General features: G+C 67.8%; 16 protein-coding genes. 10 read left to right on the forward strand and 6 right to left on the reverse strand.

All coding sequences use genetic code 11. The features are described from left to right. The first annotated feature begins 175 nt into the window (after nt 1-175). Entirely contained in the window at nt 176-1,054 is an 879-nt protein-coding gene (locus ACM6JT_RS28275; protein ID WP_175749070.1) for an EamA family transporter, read from the forward strand. Nucleotides 1,055-1,108: 54 nt separating this feature from the next. Here the strand turns inward: ACM6JT_RS28275 and ACM6JT_RS28280 are convergent, their stop codons facing one another. After that, nucleotides 1,109-2,635 (reverse strand): N-acetylmuramoyl-L-alanine amidase, encoded by a 1,527-nt coding sequence (locus ACM6JT_RS28280; RefSeq protein WP_105390063.1) that lies wholly within the window; start codon nt 2,633-2,635, stop codon nt 1,109-1,111. After that, nucleotides 2,617-3,168, reverse strand: a complete 552-nt coding sequence (gene tsaE / locus ACM6JT_RS28285) for a tRNA (adenosine(37)-N6)-threonylcarbamoyltransferase complex ATPase subunit type 1 TsaE (protein WP_034178860.1) — start codon at nt 3,166-3,168, stop codon at nt 2,617-2,619. The genes ACM6JT_RS28280 and tsaE overlap by 19 nt, the downstream gene beginning before the upstream one ends. 17 nt (nt 3,169-3,185) lie before the next feature. Here tsaE and queG point away from each other — a divergent pair, with 17 nt between their 5' ends. The 3 genes from queG to xerD all read left to right on the forward strand — a co-directional run bounded on the left by queG (nt 3,186) and on the right by xerD (nt 5,902). Next, on the forward strand, nt 3,186-4,421 hold the full coding sequence (gene queG / locus ACM6JT_RS28290) for a tRNA epoxyqueuosine(34) reductase QueG (protein WP_217590012.1): 1,236 nt from the start codon (nt 3,186-3,188) through the stop codon (nt 4,419-4,421). 63 nt (nt 4,422-4,484) lie between these two features. Then, nucleotides 4,485-4,952: a methylated-DNA--[protein]-cysteine S-methyltransferase gene (locus ACM6JT_RS28295; RefSeq protein ID WP_111016246.1), complete on the forward strand. Its 468-nt coding sequence runs from the start codon at nt 4,485-4,487 to the stop codon at nt 4,950-4,952. Continuing rightward, nucleotides 4,952-5,902: a site-specific tyrosine recombinase XerD gene (gene xerD, locus ACM6JT_RS28300; protein ID WP_034178857.1), complete on the forward strand. Its 951-nt coding sequence runs from the start codon at nt 4,952-4,954 to the stop codon at nt 5,900-5,902. Before ACM6JT_RS28295 ends, xerD begins: the two co-directional genes overlap by 1 nt. A 66-nt stretch (nt 5,903-5,968) precedes the next feature. Here the strand turns inward: xerD and ACM6JT_RS28305 are convergent, their stop codons facing one another. Then, nucleotides 5,969-7,531: a class I adenylate-forming enzyme family protein gene (locus ACM6JT_RS28305; RefSeq protein ID WP_217590013.1), complete on the reverse strand. Its 1,563-nt coding sequence runs from the start codon at nt 7,529-7,531 to the stop codon at nt 5,969-5,971. A 238-nt stretch (nt 7,532-7,769) separates the two neighbouring features. On the opposite strand from ACM6JT_RS28305, the gene ybaK reads away from it, so the two are divergent. Continuing rightward, nucleotides 7,770-8,261, forward strand: a complete 492-nt coding sequence (ybaK, locus tag ACM6JT_RS28310) for a Cys-tRNA(Pro) deacylase (RefSeq protein WP_012329097.1) — start codon at nt 7,770-7,772, stop codon at nt 8,259-8,261. 110 nt (nt 8,262-8,371) lie between these two features. Next, complete coding sequence (plsY, locus tag ACM6JT_RS28315; protein ID WP_034178855.1) at nt 8,372-9,010, forward strand: glycerol-3-phosphate 1-O-acyltransferase PlsY; 639 nt, start codon at nt 8,372-8,374, stop codon at nt 9,008-9,010. Nucleotides 9,011-9,087: 77 nt separating this feature from the next. Here the strand turns inward: plsY and ACM6JT_RS28320 are convergent, their stop codons facing one another. Beyond that, on the reverse strand, nt 9,088-9,573 hold the full coding sequence (locus tag ACM6JT_RS28320) for a YajQ family cyclic di-GMP-binding protein (protein ID WP_011885818.1): 486 nt from the start codon (nt 9,571-9,573) through the stop codon (nt 9,088-9,090). 137 nt (nt 9,574-9,710) lie between these two features. Between ACM6JT_RS28320 and murB the strand changes: the two genes are divergently transcribed. After that, complete coding sequence (gene murB, locus ACM6JT_RS28325; RefSeq protein ID WP_175748900.1) at nt 9,711-10,760, forward strand: UDP-N-acetylmuramate dehydrogenase; 1,050 nt, start codon at nt 9,711-9,713, stop codon at nt 10,758-10,760. A gap of 92 nt (nt 10,761-10,852) precedes the next feature. Here the strand turns inward: murB and argF are convergent, their stop codons facing one another. Further along, entirely contained in the window at nt 10,853-11,782 is a 930-nt protein-coding gene (argF, locus tag ACM6JT_RS28330; protein ID WP_034178853.1) for an ornithine carbamoyltransferase, read from the reverse strand. Between the two features lie 412 nt (nt 11,783-12,194). On the opposite strand from argF, the gene ACM6JT_RS28335 reads away from it, so the two are divergent. Beyond that, the gene (locus ACM6JT_RS28335; protein WP_034178852.1) at nt 12,195-12,515 is read left to right on the forward strand and encodes a DUF3579 domain-containing protein; all 321 of its coding nucleotides are present in this window, start codon (nt 12,195-12,197) and stop codon (nt 12,513-12,515) included. Between the two features lie 170 nt (nt 12,516-12,685). Here ACM6JT_RS28335 and rpsT read toward each other — a convergent pair whose 3' ends face one another. Beyond that, nucleotides 12,686-12,958 (reverse strand): 30S ribosomal protein S20, encoded by a 273-nt coding sequence (rpsT, locus tag ACM6JT_RS28340; RefSeq protein WP_006482211.1) that lies wholly within the window; start codon nt 12,956-12,958, stop codon nt 12,686-12,688. A gap of 304 nt (nt 12,959-13,262) precedes the next feature. Between rpsT and murJ the strand changes: the two genes are divergently transcribed. Next, the gene (gene murJ, locus ACM6JT_RS28345) at nt 13,263-14,813 is read left to right on the forward strand and encodes a murein biosynthesis integral membrane protein MurJ (protein ID WP_034178851.1); all 1,551 of its coding nucleotides are present in this window, start codon (nt 13,263-13,265) and stop codon (nt 14,811-14,813) included. An 8-nt stretch (nt 14,814-14,821) separates the two neighbouring features. Beyond that, on the forward strand, nt 14,822-15,664 hold the full coding sequence (locus ACM6JT_RS28350) for a SirB1 family protein (protein ID WP_034178850.1): 843 nt from the start codon (nt 14,822-14,824) through the stop codon (nt 15,662-15,664). The last annotated feature ends 48 nt before the right edge of the window (nt 15,665-15,712 follow it).

A 15,712-nucleotide genomic window follows, 5' to 3' on the forward strand; every position in this document is an offset into this window, starting at 1 on the left:
TTCCATGCGCGCCGCGCGGGTATCGGGCCGGGCGGCGAAACCCGGTAGACTGACGCGCTTCTCAAGAAAACGCCGGGCCACCCCAAGTTTTCCTGACCCCCTCAGGGGGCCTGGCGCGAAGCGACAGGGTTGGGGTACTTTGCACAACGATTCGACAATCGAGGAGACGCCGATGATGGCCCCGAAGGACTTGCTGCTCGCGCTGGTCGTGATCCTGGCGTGGGGCGTGAACTTCGTCGTGATCAAGGTCGGCCTGCACGGGATGCCGCCGATGCTGCTCGGCGCGCTGCGCTTCACGCTCGCGGCCGTGCCCGCGGTGTTCTTCGTGCGCCGGCCGCAGATTCCGTGGCGCCTGCTGCTGCTGTACGGCGCGACGATCCAGCTCGGCCAGTTCGTGTTCCTGTTCACCGGCATGTACGTCGGCATGCCGGCCGGCCTCGCGTCGCTCGTGCTGCAGTCGCAGGCGTTCTTCACGCTGGTGTTCGCGATGCTGTTCCTCGGTGAGCGGCTGCGCGTGCAGAACCTGGTCGGGCTCGCGATCGCCGCGGGCGGGCTCGTCGTGATCGCGGCGCAGGGCGGCCGCGCGATGACGCTCGCGGGCTTCCTGCTGACGATCTGTTCGGCCGCGATGTGGGCGTTCGGCAACATCGTCACGAAGAAGGTCGGGAAAGCGAACCTCGTGTCGCTCGTCGTGTGGGCGAGCCTCGTGCCGCCCGTGCCGTTCTTCCTGCTGTCGCTGTGGTTCGAGGGGCCGCAGCGGATCGCGACCGCGCTCGCCGGGCTCGACGGTGCGTCGATCTTCGCGGTCGTCTATCTCGCGTTCGTCGCGACGCTGCTCGGCTACGGGCTGTGGAGCCGCCTGATGTCGCGCTACCCGGCCGCGCAGGTCGCGCAATTTTCGCTGCTGGTGCCGATCGTCGGGCTCGCGTCGTCGGCGCTGCTGCTCGACGAGCACCTGACGCGCGCGCAACTGATCGGCGCGGCGCTCGTGATGGGCGGGCTCGCGGTGAACGTGTTCGGCGGGAAACTGATGCGCCGCTTCGCGGCGTCGTGACGCGCCGGCACGCGCTGCGTGCCGGCGGCGGGGCGGGGTGGCCGGGTACGGCCGTCAGGCCATCCGGTTCTTCGCGAGCGGCGGATTCGCGGCGAAATAACGCTTGATGCCGCGGAAGATCGCGTCGGCCATCTCGTCGCGATAGCTGTCGTCGTTGAGCCTGCGCTCTTCGTCCGGGTTGCTGATGAACGCGGTCTCGACGAGGATCGACGGAATGTCGGGCGCCTTCAGCACCGCGAACCCGGCCTGCTCGACCGAGCCCTTGTGCAGCTTGTTGATGCCGCCGACTTCCTTCAGCACGTAGTTGCCGTAGCGCATCGAATCGCGGATCTGAGCGGTCGTCGACATGTCGAACAGCGCGCGGCTCACGGCCGCGTCCTGTGTCTTGATGTTGATGCCGCCGATCAGGTCCGACGAATTCTCCTTGTTCGCGAGCCAGCGCGCCGCGGCGCTCGACGCGCCGTGATCGGATAGCGCGAACACCGACGAGCCGCGCGCGGACGGCGTCGTGAACGCGTCCGCGTGGATCGACACGAAGAGATCGGCGCCGACGCGGCGCGCCTTCTGCACGCGCACGTTCAGCGGCACGAAGAAGTCGGCGTCGCGCGTCATCATCGCGCGCATGTTCGGCGCGCCGTCGATCTTCGCGCGCAGCTTCTTCGCGATGTCGAGCGCGATGTGCTTCTCGTACGTGCCGCCGCCGCCGATCGCGCCCGGATCCTCGCCGCCGTGGCCCGGATCGATCGCGACCGTCAGCAGGCGCACGGTGCCGCCCTTGCCGGATTTCGGTGCGGTGAACTTGTAGGTGTCGCCGTCGTCGTCGCTGTCGTCGCGGCGCGCGATGACGGGCGGCGGCTTGACGGCCGGCTTCGCGGGCGTCGCGGGCGTGCCGGCAGCCGGCGGCGTGTGCGGTGTGCCCGGCGTGTTCTGCGCGAAGCGCTGGAAGAACGCGTCGCTGTTGTCGTTGCCCGCGACGGGCGGCGTGGCCGGCCCGTTCAGCGCGCTCGGCGGCTGCATCTGCTGCGCGCGCGCCGTGTCGTTGAGCGCCTGTTCCTTGCGTTCCGTCTGCGCGATCAGGTCGGTCAGCGGATCGGGCGCGACGGCCGGATACAGGTCGAACACGAGCCGGTACTTGTAGGTGCCGACCGGCGGCAGCGTGAACACCTGCGGCTTCACCGAGCCTTTCAGGTCGAACACCATCCGCACGACGTGCGGCTGATACTGGCCGACGCGCACCGACTGGATCTGCGGATCGTTCGGCGCGATCTTCGACACGAGGTCGCGCAGCGCCTGGTCGAGATCGAGGCCGTTCAGGTCGACGACGAGACGGTCGGGACCCTGCAGCAGTTGTTGGCTATTCTGCAGCGGCTGGTCGGATTCGATCGTGACGCGCGTGTAATCGCGCGCGGGCCACACGCGCACGCCGAGCACCGACGACGCGTGCGCGAGCCGCGGCGCGACGAGGCCGAGCACCAGCGTCGACGCGCCCGCGCGCAGGATCTGGCGGCGCCGCCAGTTATGCGTCGCGGTGGCCGCCGATTCGATCGAGCGGAACGGTTTGATCAACATCTTTCGAGACATGCCTTTCCTGAAGCGCTGTACGCCCGGACGGTGAGGGCGCGGCCGTCGCCATCCACGTCGAGCGAGAAAACCAGGTCGGGCACGCCGAGCAGCACGCCCGCCTGTTGCGGCCATTCGACGAGGCAGATCGCGCTGGAATTGAAATATTCGCGAAAGCCTGCGTCGGACCATTCGGCCGGATCGTTGAATCGATACAGATCGAAGTGATAGACCTCAAGTTCCCCATCGCTGCGTTCGAGCGCGTACGGCTCGACGAGCGTATAGGTCGGGCTGCGCACGCGGCCCTGGTGGCCGAGGCCGCGCAGGATCGCGCGCACGAGGGTCGTCTTGCCCGCGCCGAGATCGCCGACCAGCTGGATCTGCAGCCCGTCGAACGCATGCGCGCGGGCGAGATCGAGGCGCGCCGCGTCGAGCGCATGCGCGAAGCGGGTGCCGAAGGCCTCGGTCGCCGCTTCGTCGGCGAGCGCGATCACGCGCTCCGCGAGCGGGGCGGGCAGCGTGGCGGCATGAGGCGTATGGGACGTGGCTGGCATTCTCGTAAAATAGTGCGATGAACCGATTACCGGAACTCGCCGCATCCGACAGGCCTTCGACTCATGCCGAAGGCGCGGCGCCGTGCGCGCTCGACGATGCGGCCTTGACTGCGCTCGCCGCGCGCATCAGGGCGTGGGGGCGCGAATTGGGTTTCGGGGCGATCGGCATCAGCGATACCGATCTCTCGGATGCCGAAGCAGGCCTCGCCGCCTGGCTGGAAGCCGGATACCACGGCGAAATGGATTATATGGCGAAACATGGGATGAAACGCGCGCGGCCGGCCGAACTTGTGGCCGGTACGCGACGCGTGATTTCCGTGCGACTCGCCTACCTGCCGGCCGAAACGCTCGCCCCTGGCGCGCCCGGCGATGTGCCCGGTGCGCTCGCGCCGCACGACTGGCGCGCACGCGAACGGGCGCGGCTCGACGATCCGCAGGCGGCCGTCGTGTCGATCTATGCGCGCGGCCGCGACTATCACAAGGTGCTGCGCAACCGGCTGCAGACGCTCGCGGAGCGCATCGAGCACGAGATCGGCGCGTTCGGCTACCGCGTGTTCACCGACTCGGCGCCCGTGCTCGAGGTCGAGCTCGCGCAGAAGGCCGGCGTCGGCTGGCGCGGCAAGCACACGCTGCTGCTGCAGCGCGATGCGGGTTCGCTGTTCTTCCTCGGCGAGATCTACGTCGATATTCCGCTGCCGACCGACGCGCACACGTCGCCCGATACCGCACCCGAGACCCCGGGCGCGCATTGCGGCAGTTGCACGCGCTGCATCGACGCGTGCCCGACCGGCGCGATCGTCGAGCCGTACCGCGTCGATGCGCGCCGCTGCATCTCGTACCTGACGATCGAGCTGAAAGGCAGCATTCCCGAGCCGCTACGGCCGATGATCGGCAATCGCGTGTACGGCTGCGACGACTGCCAGCTCGTGTGCCCGTGGAACAAGTTCGCGCAGGCCGCGCCGGTGGCCGATTTCGACGTGCGGCACGGCCTCGACCGCGCGACGCTCGTCGAGCTGTTCGGGTGGGATGCGGAAGCGTTCGATACGCGGATGCAGGGCAGCGCGATCCGGCGCATCGGTTACGAAAGCTGGCTGCGCAATCTCGCGGTCGGGCTCGGCAATGCGCTGCGCGCGAGCGCCGACCGGCTTTCGCCGCAGGCGCGCGACGCGATCGTCGCCGCGTTGCGCGCGCGGGCCGACGATCCGTCGCCGGTCGTGCGCGAGCATGTCGAATGGGCGCTGCGCGCCGCGTGAAGGCGGCGTAAAGTGTCGTCGGCGCGCGGCGGTGCCGCGCCATCCATCGCTCAGGAGAGGGCAATGTTCAATGCAGTCATCGACGCGCCGTTCGGCAAGGTCGGCATCCGCACGGACGCCGCGGTGGTGCGCGAGATCGTCTATCTGCCCGAATCGGTGAAGTCGGTCGAGCCGGATTCGCCGCTCGCGAAGCGCGCGGTCAAGCAGATCGAACGTTATTTCGAGCGTGCGTCGGCGCGCTTCGACCTGCCGCTCGCCGAAGTCGGCAGCGCGTTCCAGCACCGCGTGTGGGACGTGATCAGCGATATCCCGCCCGGCACGGTGCTGACCTACGGGCAGGTCGCGAAGCGGATCGGCAGCGCGCCGCGCGCGGTCGGCCAGGCGTGCGGCGCGAACTACTTCCCGCTCGTGATCCCGTGCCATCGCGTCGTCGCGGCAGGCGGCCTCGGCGGCTTCGCGAACCACGACGACAACGGTTATTACCAGAAAGTGAAGCGCTGGCTGCTGGCGCACGAAGGCGTGCCGTACTGATGAGCGAACCGCTGATTTCCCCCGAAGCCGACGACGATGCCGCCGCGGCATCGCCCGCGCTGCTTGCGAGCCGCGCGTCGATCGACGTGTTCTGCGATGCGCTGTGGCTCGAGCACGGGCTGTCGCGCAACACGCTCGACGCGTACCGGCGCGATCTGGTGCTGTTTTCCCGATGGCTGGCCGCGACGCACGACGCGCCGCTCGATTCGGCCGACGAGGCGATGGTGACGGGCTACATTGCCGCGCGCAGCGACGGCAAGGCGACGTCGTCGAACCGGCGGCTGTCGGTGTTCCGTCGCTATTACGGCTGGGCCGTGCGCGAGCATCGCGCGAGCGCGGACCCGACGCTGCGGATCACGTCCGCGAAACAGGCGGCCCGGTTCCCGTCGACATTGTCCGAGGCGCAGGTCGAGGCGCTGCTCGGTGCGCCCGACATCGACACGCCGCTTGGCCTGCGCGATCGCACGATGCTCGAGCTGATGTACGCGAGCGGGCTGCGCGTGAGCGAGCTCGTGACGCTGAAGACCGTCGAGGTCGGCCTCAACGAGGGCGTCGTGCGCGTGATGGGCAAGGGCTCGAAGGAGCGGCTCGTGCCGTTCGGCGAAGTCGCGCACGGCTGGATCGAGCGCTATCTGCGCAATGCGCGGCCGGCGCTGCTCGGCGCACGCGCGGCCGACGCGCTGTTCGTGACCGCGCGCGGCGACGGAATGACGCGCCAGCAGTTCTGGAACATCATCAAGCGCCACGCGCAGCAGGCCGACGTGCGCGCGCACCTGTCGCCGCACACGCTGCGGCATGCGTTCGCGACGCACCTGCTGAACCACGGCGCCGACCTGCGCGTCGTGCAGTTGCTGCTCGGCCACAGCGACATCTCGACCACGCAGATCTATACGCACGTCGCGCGCGAGCGGCTGAGGACGCTGCACGCGCAACACCATCCGCGCGGCTAGCGCACGGGGGCGCGCGATTCCGGCACGGCGCGTTCTTCGCTGCGCGCGCCTGCCGGCCGGCTGGCGTCAGGCCAGGTCGCGCAGCTTGTGCTTCAGCACCTTGCCGGTCGATGCGGCCGGTAACGCGTCGAGCACGCGGATGTGAGCAGGGCGTTTGTAAGGCGCCAATCGCTCCGCGCACCATGCATGCAACGCCGCTTCGTTGGCCGCCGCACCCGGCACCAGCTCGACGAATGCGAGCACTTCCTCGTTGCCTTCGACCGCGCGGCCGATGACGGCCGCCTGCACGACGTCCGGATGCGCGTTCAGCACCTGCTCGACTTCGACCGGATACACGTTGAAGCCGGACCGGATGATCAGTTCCTTGCTGCGGCCCGCGATCGTCACCGCGCCGTCCGCGTCCTGCCGCGCGAGATCGCCGGTGCTCAGCCAGCCGTCCGGCGACACGGCCGCGCGCGTGGCGTCCGCGTTGCGGTAGTAGCCGAGCATCACGTTCGGCCCGCGCACGCGGATCTCGCCGACTTCGCCTTGCGGCACGTCGGTGCCGTCCGGCGCGACGATCCGCATGTCGACGCCCGGAATCGGCACGCCGACCGAGCTGTCGGCGCGCGGCGCGTCGAGCGGCGTCTGCGTGATGGTCGGGCTGCTTTCGGTCATCCCGTAGCCGTTGTGCAGCGGCACGCCATACACGCGCTCGACGCGCGCCTTCAGGTTCGCATCGAGCGGCGAGCCGCCCGAATACGCGAAGCGCAGGCGCGGCGCGTGCCACGCGTGGCCGTGCGTGTGCAGGTGTTCGAGCAGCTTTGCGTGCATCGCGGGCACGCCCTGGAAGATCGTGACGCCTTCGTCGGCGAGCGCGATGCGCACGGCCTCCGGCGCAAAGCGCGGTGCGAGCCGCAGCGTCGCGCCTGCGTACAGGCTGCCGAGGCAGACCGACGCGAGCCCGTACACGTGCGACACGGGCAGCACCGTATAGACGACGTCGTCCGGCGACACGCGGCGCAGCGTGCTCGACGTCGCCGCGATGAACAGCAGGTTGCGGTGCGACAGCATCACGCCTTTCGGCGTGCCGGTCGTGCCGGTCGTGTAGATCAGCGCCGCGCATTGCGCGGCACCGTCGGCGGCCACCGGTTCGGCAGGCGCGCTCGCATCGACGCGATACGACCATGTGCCGATGTCGACCGGCAGCGCGCCGGCGGGCGTCGCGCCGAGCCGCGCCGCGTGGGCACGTGCGTCGGGCGACGCGTCCGTCGCGAACGCGATCAGCTTCGGACGCGCGTGCGCGGCGATCGCATCGAGTTCGCCGGCAGACAGCCGCGCGTTCGACACGAGCGCCCACGCATCGACGCGGGCGACCGCGAACAGCAGCACGATCTGCGCGACGCAGTTTTCCGCGACGATCATCACGCGGTCGCCGCCTTGCACGCCGAGGCTCGCGAGCCGTGCGGCGGCCGCATCGACGGCCTGCGACAAGTCGCCGTACGACAGGCGGCGCGCGTCCTCGATTAGCGCCGGATGCGCGGGCGCCCGCGTGGCCCAGCGCGCGGGCACGTCGGCGATGCGGTTAGGCAGCGCGGCGAGCAGCGCATCGACGTCGAGCGACTCGGAAGAGCGGATGGGCGAGGGCATGGCGTCTCCAGAAAAGGGGCGGGCGGCGGCGTGACGATGTTTGCGAACGATCGTGCCATGACGATGCACGCGCCACAATCGGCCAAACGGGCAATAGCGTTTCGCGATGTCTGCAATGATGATGGGCGGAATCGCCACGGCGACGCCGCGGGCCGCCCGGCAGAAAACGGGCCGCGAGTATACCGCCGGCGCGGGCGCGCCATCGCGCGCGCCGGTCGTTCGCCATTAGAATGCCGCCATGAGTAAATCCAGACACGTGTCCGAAACCCCTGCGACCCAGCTGTTGCGCCGCCACGGCGTCGCGTTCGGCGAGCATCCGTACGAATACGTCGAACACGGCGGCACCGGCGAATCGGCGCGCCAGCTCGGCGTCGACGAGCACAGCGTCGTGAAGACGCTCGTGATGGAAGACGAGCACGCGAAGCCGCTGATCGTGTTGATGCACGGCGACCGCACCGTGTCGACGAAGAACCTCGCGCGGCAGATCGGCGCGAAGCGCGTCGAGCCGTGCAAGCCCGAGGTCGCGAACCGCCATTCGGGTTATCTCGTCGGCGGCACGTCGCCGTTCGGCACGCGCAAGACGATGCCCGTCTACGTCGAGGCGACGATCCTCGAATTGCCGACGATCTACCTGAACGGCGGCCGTCGCGGCTACCTCGTCAGCCTCGCGCCGGCGGTGCTCACGTCGCTGCTCGGCGCGCAGCCCGTGCAGTGCGCGAGCGTCGACTGAGGGTTTCACCTTCGTGGCAGGCCGCGCTCGTTCGGTAGAATGGGCGCCGTTTCGGCTTGCCGCGCACCGAGCCGTCCCTTTACCGATACGTTGAAAGAAGAGTCCTCCGCATGCAGATCCTGCTCGCCGCCCTCGTTGCCTACCTGATCGGTTCGGTGTCGTTCGCCGTCGTCGTCAGCGCCGCGATGGGCCTGGCCGACCCGCGTTCATACGGGTCGAAGAATCCCGGCGCGACCAACGTGCTGCGCAGCGGCAACAAGAAAGCCGCGATCCTGACGCTCGTCGGCGACGCATTCAAGGGCTGGATTGCCGTCTGGCTCGCGCGGCGCTTCGGCCTGCCCGACGTCGCGGTCGCATGGGTCGCGATTGCCGTGTTCATCGGCCACCTGTATCCGGTGTTCTTCCGCTTCCAGGGCGGCAAGGGCGTCGCGACCGCGGCCGGCGTGCTGCTCGCCGTGCACCCGGTGCTCGGGCTCGCGACCGCGCTGACCTGGCTGATCGTCGCATTCTTCTTCCGCTATTCGTCGCTCGCGGCGCTGGTGGCGGCGGTGTTCGCGCCGGTGTTCGACGTATTCCTGTTCGGCACGAGCCACAACCCGGTCGCATGGGCCGTGCTCGCGATGAGCGTGCTGCTCGTGTGGCGTCACCGCGGCAACATTTCGAAGCTGCTCGCAGGGCAGGAGAGCCGGATCGGCGACAAGAAGAAGGCGGCCGCGGACGGCGGCGCGCAGGACGGCGGGAAAGCCTGACGACGCGGCGCTTGCCGCGCGCCGGGCGCGCCGCGTGTGCGGGGCCCGGCGGAATGACGGGACGGATCGGCCGGCGATCAGTCGCGGAAGTTGTTGAAGTCGAGCGGCGTGTCGGTCACGTCCTTGCGCAGCATCGCGATCACGCTCTGCAGGTCGTCGCGCTTCGTGCCCGCCACGCGCACCGCGTCGCCCTGGATGCTCGCCTGCACCTTGATCTTGCTATCCTTCACGAGCCGCACGATCTTCTTCGCGAGATCGCCCGTCACGCCTTTCTTCACGGTGACGATCTGCTTGACCTTGTCGCCGCCGATCTTCTCGACCTTGCCGTAGTCGAGGAAGCGCACGTCGACGTTGCGCTTGGCCAGCTTGCCGATCAGCACGTCCTTGACCTGGCCGAGCTTGAAATCGTCGTCGGCGAACAGCGTCAGCTCGCGTTCCTTCTGCTCGACGCGCGCGTCGGAGCCCTTGAAGTCGAAGCGCGTCGAAATTTCCTTGTTCGACTGCTCGATGGCGTTCTTCACTTCGATCATGTTCGCTTCGGAAACGACGTCGAACGATGGCATGGCATTCTCCCTTGAGATGCGGGCACCCGGCTCGCGCGCGGGCACTCGCTATAATTGCGGACTGTTTGCCATTTTACCGATGCCCCTCCGTTTGCCCAAGACCGGCCTTCCGCCGGCCCGGGCCGACGTGACCGCGAATGCCGATGCCTCCTGACGATTCCGCCCTGTCGCTGCTTCCCGACCATCCGCTCGCCGCGCACAACACGTTCGGCATCGACGCGAACGCGCGCTTCGCCGCGCGCATCACGCACGCGTCGCAGTTCGAGGCGCTGCATCGCGACCCGCGCGTCGCGAACCTGCCGCAGCTCGTGCTCGGCGGCGGCAGCAATGTCGTGTTCACACGCGATTTCGACGGCGTCGTGCTGCTCGACGAAATCGCGGGCCGCCGCGTCGTGCGCGAGGACGACGACGCGTGGTACGTCGAGGCCGGCGGCGGCGAGAACTGGCACGACTTCGTCGCGTGGACGCTCGAGCACGGGATGCCGGGCCTCGAGAATCTCGCGCTGATCCCGGGCACGGTCGGCGCCGCGCCGATCCAGAACATCGGCGCGTACGGCCTCGAGATGAAGGTGTATTTCGATTCGCTGGTCGCCGTCGAGCTATCTACGGGGCGCAGCGAGCGCTTCGACGCCGCGCGCTGCGCGTTCGGCTATCGCGACAGCTTCTTCAAGCGGGAAGGGCGCGGCCGGTTCGCGATCGTGTCGGTGACGTTCCGGCTGCCCAGGCGATGGGCGCCGCGGCTCGGCTACGCGGACGTCACGCGCGAGCTCGACGCGCGCGGCATCGCGCCCGATGCGGCGACGCCGCGCGACGTGTTCGACGCGGTCGTCGCGATCCGCCGCGCGAAGCTGCCCGATCCGCTCGTTCTCGGCAACGCGGGCAGTTTCTTCAAGAATCCGGTGATCGACGCCGCGCAGTTCGCTGCGCTGCGCGCCCGCGCGCCCGATGTCGTGTCGTATCCGCAGCCGGACGGGCAGGTGAAGCTCGCGGCCGGCTGGCTGATCGACCGCTGTGGCTGGAAGGGGCGCGCGCTGGGCGCGGCGGCCGTGCACGACCGCCAGGCGCTCGTGCTCGTCAATCGCGGCGGCGCGACGGGCGCCGACGTGCTCGCGCTGGCACGGGCGATCCAGGCCGACGTGCGCGAGCAATTCGGCGTCGAGCTCGAGGCCGAGCCGGTCTGCCTGTAGCGCGGGTCCGCGCCGGTTTTCACGTACCCAAACAAAAAGCGCCGATCGTCGATCGGCGCTTTTTGCGTCTGCTGCCGGATTCCGGCGGCGCGTCAGTGTTTGAGGCGGCCGAGCAGCAGGAACTCCATCAGCGCCTTCTGCACGTGCAGGCGGTTTTCCGCCTCGTCCCACACGACGCTCTGCGGGCCGTCGATCACGCCGGCCGTCACTTCCTCGCCGCGGTGCGCGGGCAGGCAGTGCATGAACAGCGCGTCCGGGTTCGCGTGCCCCATCATTTCCTCGTCGACGCACCAGTCGGCGAACGCCTTCATCCGCGCTTCGTTCTCGGCTTCGAAACCCATGCTCGTCCATACGTCGGTCGTCACGAGATCGGCGCCCTTGCATGCTTCGTTCGGATCGTCGAACACCTCGTAGAACGGTGCGCTGTCGGGCGACACGAGCTTCATGTCGAGCGCATAGCCGGGCGGCGTCGACAGGCGCAGCTTGAAGCCGAGGATCTGCGCGGCTTCGATCCACGTGTAGAGCATGTTGTTCGCATCGCCGACCCATGCGACGGTCTTGCCGGCGATCGGGCCGCGGTGCTCGTAGTACGTGAAGATGTCGGCGAGCACCTGGCACGGGTGGTATTCGTTGGTCAGGCCGTTGATCACCGGCACGCGGGAGTTTTCCGCGAAGCGCTGGATGACCTCCTGCTCGAACGTGCGGATCATGATGATGTCGACCATCCGCGAGATGACCTGCGCGGAATCCTCGACGGGCTCGCCGCGGCCGAGCTGCGTGTCGCGCGTGCTCATGAAGACGGCGTGGCCGCCGAGCTGGAAGATCCCGGCCTCGAACGACAGGCGCGTGCGCGTCGAGCTCTTCTCGAAGATCATCGCGAGCGTGCGGTCGTGCAGCGGGTGATAGGTCTCGTAGTTCTTGAACTTGCGCTTCAGGATACCCGTGCGTTCGAGCACGTACTCGTAGTCTTCCAGCGAGAAATCCTTGAACTGCAGGTAGTGACGAATGGTTTTGGCGGTCATGAAGCGAAATACGGCGGGTTTCACCCGGCAGCGAGGCCGGACGGCGCCGCCGTCGGGTGTGGATAACTCAAAGCAGCATAAAGGATTTTCTGTGCTTTGACGAGCCGCGAAGAGAAGCGGGGCGCGATCTCCGCGCGCGGCCGGCGGTACGGGAAGGGGGCGTCGGGACGACGCGCGATGGCGCGCTGCGGTATAATCCAAAAGTTTTCTCCAGCCCGGCAGGCAAGCCTCTTCGCGCTCTGCCGGACACAAGCTGTGCGCTGCACAAATCCGGTGCGGCACACCGGCAGCACGCGTCGGCGTCCTGTTTTCGGGATATCGGAATGCTTGTGCCGCCGTCCATTCCAGCTTTGTGTTCGCGTATCCAGGCGCCGTCGCCTGGGCATCGCCGGGCCGTCACTTGGGTAACCACATGGCTGAAACCCCTCCGACCGAATTCTTTATCCAGGGCATTACGAAAGACGGGAAAAAGTTTCGCCCGAGCGACTGGTCGGAACGTCTGGCCGGTGTGATGGCCTGCTTCGGGCCGGGGGCGAGCGGGCCGAATGCACGTCTCAAGTATTCGCTGTACGTGCGTCCGACGATGCTCGGCGACCTGAAATGCGTGATCCTCGATTCGCGGCTGCGCGACATCGAGCCGATGGCTTTCGATTTCGTGCTGAATTTCGCGAAGGACAACAACCTCGTCGTCACCGAGGCGTGCGAGCTGCCGGACTACGGCGCGAAGAAGTGATGCGGTGATGCCGAAGGGCGAGGGCGCCTGGTGCGCCCGCCCTGGCTGTCGTCGGTCGGCACGATCGCCGTACGACAGGCAACAAAAAAACCCGCCTAGGCGGGTTTTTTTGCGATCGCAGGAAACAGGAACGCCCGCGTGAGCGGGCGCCCTTGCCGGTCACACCGGATTTACGCTGCTGCCTGCAGGCCCTTGACGGCTGCGGCGAGGCGGCTCTTGCTGCGAGCGGCCTTGTTCTTGTGAACGATCTTCTTGTCGGCGATCGTGTCGATCGTCTTCACGGCAGCCTTGAACAGCTCGGCAGCCTTTGCCTGGTCGCCGGCTTCAACAGCCTTGCGAACCGACTTGATCGCGGTACGGAATTTCGAGCGCAGCGCCGAGTTGTGCGAGTTTGCCTTCGCGGCCTGGCGGGCGCGCTTGCGTGCTTGTGCGGAGTTAGCCATGACGGTTCCTTATCCTGTCCTGTTTCCAGAGCTTGGAGCCTGACGGCCAAGCGCTGCTTTTCGATCCGTCCCCTGAGAACGATTGCCCAGGGGCGCATAAAAAAACGGTGATTTTAACCGAGGCCGGAACATGGAAACGGCAGTTGCCGTACATGTACAGGCCTAGAAACGGGCGATTATAGCAACAAAATCAAGCGAGTGGCAAGATCGATGTGACACCCGCCGGGCGGGGCGCCGGCAGCGGGCGCGCTTTTCGGCATCGGGCGGTGGCCGGGTCACGCAACGTCCGTATAATAAGCGCCCCATGAATCTATTCCGAGCCCTGCTGACGGTCAGCGGCTTCACGCTGCTGTCGCGCGTGACCGGACTGGCCCGCGAGACGCTGATCGCCCGTGCGTTCGGCGCCAGTCAATACACCGACGCGTTCTACGTCGCCTTCCGCATTCCGAACCTGCTGCGCCGCCTTTCCGCGGAAGGTGCGTTCTCGCAGGCGTTCGTGCCGATCCTCGCCGAGTTCAAGAACCAGCAGGGGCACGATGCGACGAAGGCGCTCGTCGACGCGATGTCGACCGTGCTTGCGTGGGCGCTTGCCGTGCTGTCGGTCCTCGGGATCGCCGGCGCGTCGTGGGTCGTGTTCGCGGTCGCGTCTGGCCTGCACACCGACGGCCAGGCGTTCCCGCTCGCGGTCACGATGACGCAGATCATGTTCCCGTACATCGTGTTCATCTCGCTGACGACGCTCGCGTCCGGCGTGCTGAACACGTACAAGAGCTTCTCGCTGCCCGCGTTCGCGCCGGTGCTGCTCAACGTCGCATTCATCGCCGCGGCCGTGTTCGTCGCGCCGCACCTGAAGGTGCCGGTGTTCGCGCTCGCGTGGGCCGTCATCGTGGGCGGCGTGCTGCAGTTCCTCGTGCAGCTGCCGGGCCTGAAGAAGATCGACATGGTGCCGCTGATCGGCCTCAACCCGCTGCGCGCGCTGCGGCACCCCGGCGTGAAGCGCGTGCTCGCGAAGATGGTGCCCGCGACGTTCGCGGTGTCGGTCGCGCAGCTGTCGCTGATCATCAACACCAACATCGCGTCGCGGCTCGGGCAGGGCGCCGTGTCGTGGATCAACTACGCCGATCGTCTGATGGAATTCCCGACGGCGCTGCTCGGCGTCGCGCTCGGCACGATCCTGCTGCCGAGCCTGTCGAAGGCGCACGTCGACGCCGATTCGACCGAATATTCGGCGCTGCTCGACTGGGGGCTGCGCGTCACGTTCCTGCTCGCGGCGCCGAGCGCGCTCGCGCTGTTCTTCTTCGCGACGCCGCTCACCGCGACGCTCTTCAACTACGGCAAGTTCGACGCGCATACCGTCACGATGGTCGCGCGTGCGCTCGCGACCTACGGGATCGGCCTCGTCGGCATCATCCTGATCAAGATCCTCGCGCCGGGCTTCTATGCGAAGCAGGACATCAAGACGCCCGTGAAGATCGCGATCGGCGTGCTGATCGTCACGCAGATCTCGAACTACGTGTTCGTGCCGCTGATCGGCCATGCGGGCCTCACGCTGAGCATCGGCGTCGGCGCGTGCCTGAACTCGCTGCTGCTGTTCCTCGGGCTGCGCAAGCGCGGCATCTACCAGCCGTCGTCGGGCTGGCCGCGCTTCTTCATGCAGCTGGTCGGTGCGACGCTCGTGCTCGCGGGCGTGATGCACTGGTTCTCGATCAGCTTCGACTGGACCGGGATGCGCACGCAGCCGCTCGATCGCATCGCGTTGATGGCCGCGTGCCTGGTGCTGTTCGCTGCACTATATTTCGGTATGTTGTGGGTGATGGGCTTCAAATACGCTTACTTCAGAAGGCGCGCCAAGTGACGACCGCTATGACCCGCGTCCTCGACTACTTCAGCACGCTCGTGGCGGACGACGACAGCCTGCCCGTCACGGAGACCGCGCTGTCGCTGGCGCAGGACGCGTATCCCGACCTCGACCTGCAGGGCACGCTGGCCGAACTCGACATGCTGGCGGCGCGGCTGCGCCGGCGGCTCGCCGACGATGCGGACCTGAAAGGCCGCGTCGCCGCGCTGAACGACTTCTTCTTCCGCGAACTCGGCTTCGCGTGCAATCACAACGATTACTACGACCCCGATAACAGCCACCTGAACGCCGTGCTGAAACGGCGGCGCGGGATTCCGATCTCGCTGTCGGTGCTGTATCTGGAGCTCGCCGAGCAGGTCGGCGTGCCGGCGCGCGGCGTATCGTTCCCCGGCCATTTCCTGCTGCGCGTCACGCTGCCGGACGGCGACCTGATCATCGATCCGACCAACGGCCATTCGCTGTCCGAAGCCGAGATGGTCGAGATGCTCGAGCCGTACGTCGCGCGCGCGGCCGGCGCGGTCGACAGCGCGTTGCGCGCGCTGCTGCAGCCCGCGACGAGCCGCGAGATCATCGCGCGGATGCTGCGCAACCTGAAGACGATCTATCTGCAGACGGAACGCTGGCAGCGGCTGCTCGCGGTGCAGCAGCGGCTCGTGATCCTGTTGCCCGAGCAGCTCGACGAGGTGCGCGATCGCGGTTTCGCGTATGCGCGGCTCGACTACCTGCGCCCCGCGCTCGAGGATCTCGAGCAGTATCTCGGCGAGCGGCCGGAGGCGGACGATGCGACCGTCGTCGAGTCGCAGGTGACCGAATTGCGGCAGCGGATGCAGCGCGACGACGAGGACTGAGCCGGTCGCGCGACGGCCGGAACCCGGAATGAAGAACGCCCGCATCGC

Source organism: Burkholderia sp. IT-111MI5 (assembly GCF_949752865.1).
In the GTDB taxonomy this organism is placed as follows: domain Bacteria; phylum Pseudomonadota; class Gammaproteobacteria; order Burkholderiales; family Burkholderiaceae; genus Burkholderia; species Burkholderia pyrrocinia_C.

What these genes read in the sequence shown, in the direction of transcription:
- ACM6JT_RS28280 (WP_105390063.1), bottom strand. Translation starts at nt 2,635, where the DNA reads ATGTCTCGAAAGATGTTGATCAAACCGTTCCGCTCGATCGAATCGGCG.
- ACM6JT_RS28305 (WP_217590013.1), bottom strand. Translation starts at nt 7,531, where the DNA reads ATGCCCTCGCCCATCCGCTCTTCCGAGTCGCTCGACGTCGATGCGCTG.
- rpsT (WP_006482211.1), bottom strand. Translation starts at nt 12,958, where the DNA reads ATGGCTAACTCCGCACAAGCACGCAAGCGCGCCCGCCAGGCCGCGAAG.
- argF (WP_034178853.1), bottom strand. Translation starts at nt 11,782, where the DNA reads ATGACCGCCAAAACCATTCGTCACTACCTGCAGTTCAAGGATTTCTCG.
- ACM6JT_RS28295 (WP_111016246.1), top strand. Translation starts at nt 4,485, where the DNA reads ATGTTCAATGCAGTCATCGACGCGCCGTTCGGCAAGGTCGGCATCCGC.
- ACM6JT_RS28320 (WP_011885818.1), bottom strand. Translation starts at nt 9,573, where the DNA reads ATGCCATCGTTCGACGTCGTTTCCGAAGCGAACATGATCGAAGTGAAG.
- murB (WP_175748900.1), top strand. Translation starts at nt 9,711, where the DNA reads ATGCCGATGCCTCCTGACGATTCCGCCCTGTCGCTGCTTCCCGACCAT.
- xerD (WP_034178857.1), top strand. Translation starts at nt 4,952, where the DNA reads ATGAGCGAACCGCTGATTTCCCCCGAAGCCGACGACGATGCCGCCGCG.
- ACM6JT_RS28275 (WP_175749070.1), top strand. Translation starts at nt 176, where the DNA reads ATGGCCCCGAAGGACTTGCTGCTCGCGCTGGTCGTGATCCTGGCGTGG.
- ACM6JT_RS28350 (WP_034178850.1), top strand. Translation starts at nt 14,822, where the DNA reads ATGACCCGCGTCCTCGACTACTTCAGCACGCTCGTGGCGGACGACGAC.
- ybaK (WP_012329097.1), top strand. Translation starts at nt 7,770, where the DNA reads ATGAGTAAATCCAGACACGTGTCCGAAACCCCTGCGACCCAGCTGTTG.
- murJ (WP_034178851.1), top strand. Translation starts at nt 13,263, where the DNA reads ATGAATCTATTCCGAGCCCTGCTGACGGTCAGCGGCTTCACGCTGCTG.
- queG (WP_217590012.1), top strand. Translation starts at nt 3,186, where the DNA reads ATGAACCGATTACCGGAACTCGCCGCATCCGACAGGCCTTCGACTCAT.
- ACM6JT_RS28335 (WP_034178852.1), top strand. Translation starts at nt 12,195, where the DNA reads ATGGCTGAAACCCCTCCGACCGAATTCTTTATCCAGGGCATTACGAAA.
- tsaE (WP_034178860.1), bottom strand. Translation starts at nt 3,168, where the DNA reads ATGCCAGCCACGTCCCATACGCCTCATGCCGCCACGCTGCCCGCCCCG.
- plsY (WP_034178855.1), top strand. Translation starts at nt 8,372, where the DNA reads ATGCAGATCCTGCTCGCCGCCCTCGTTGCCTACCTGATCGGTTCGGTG.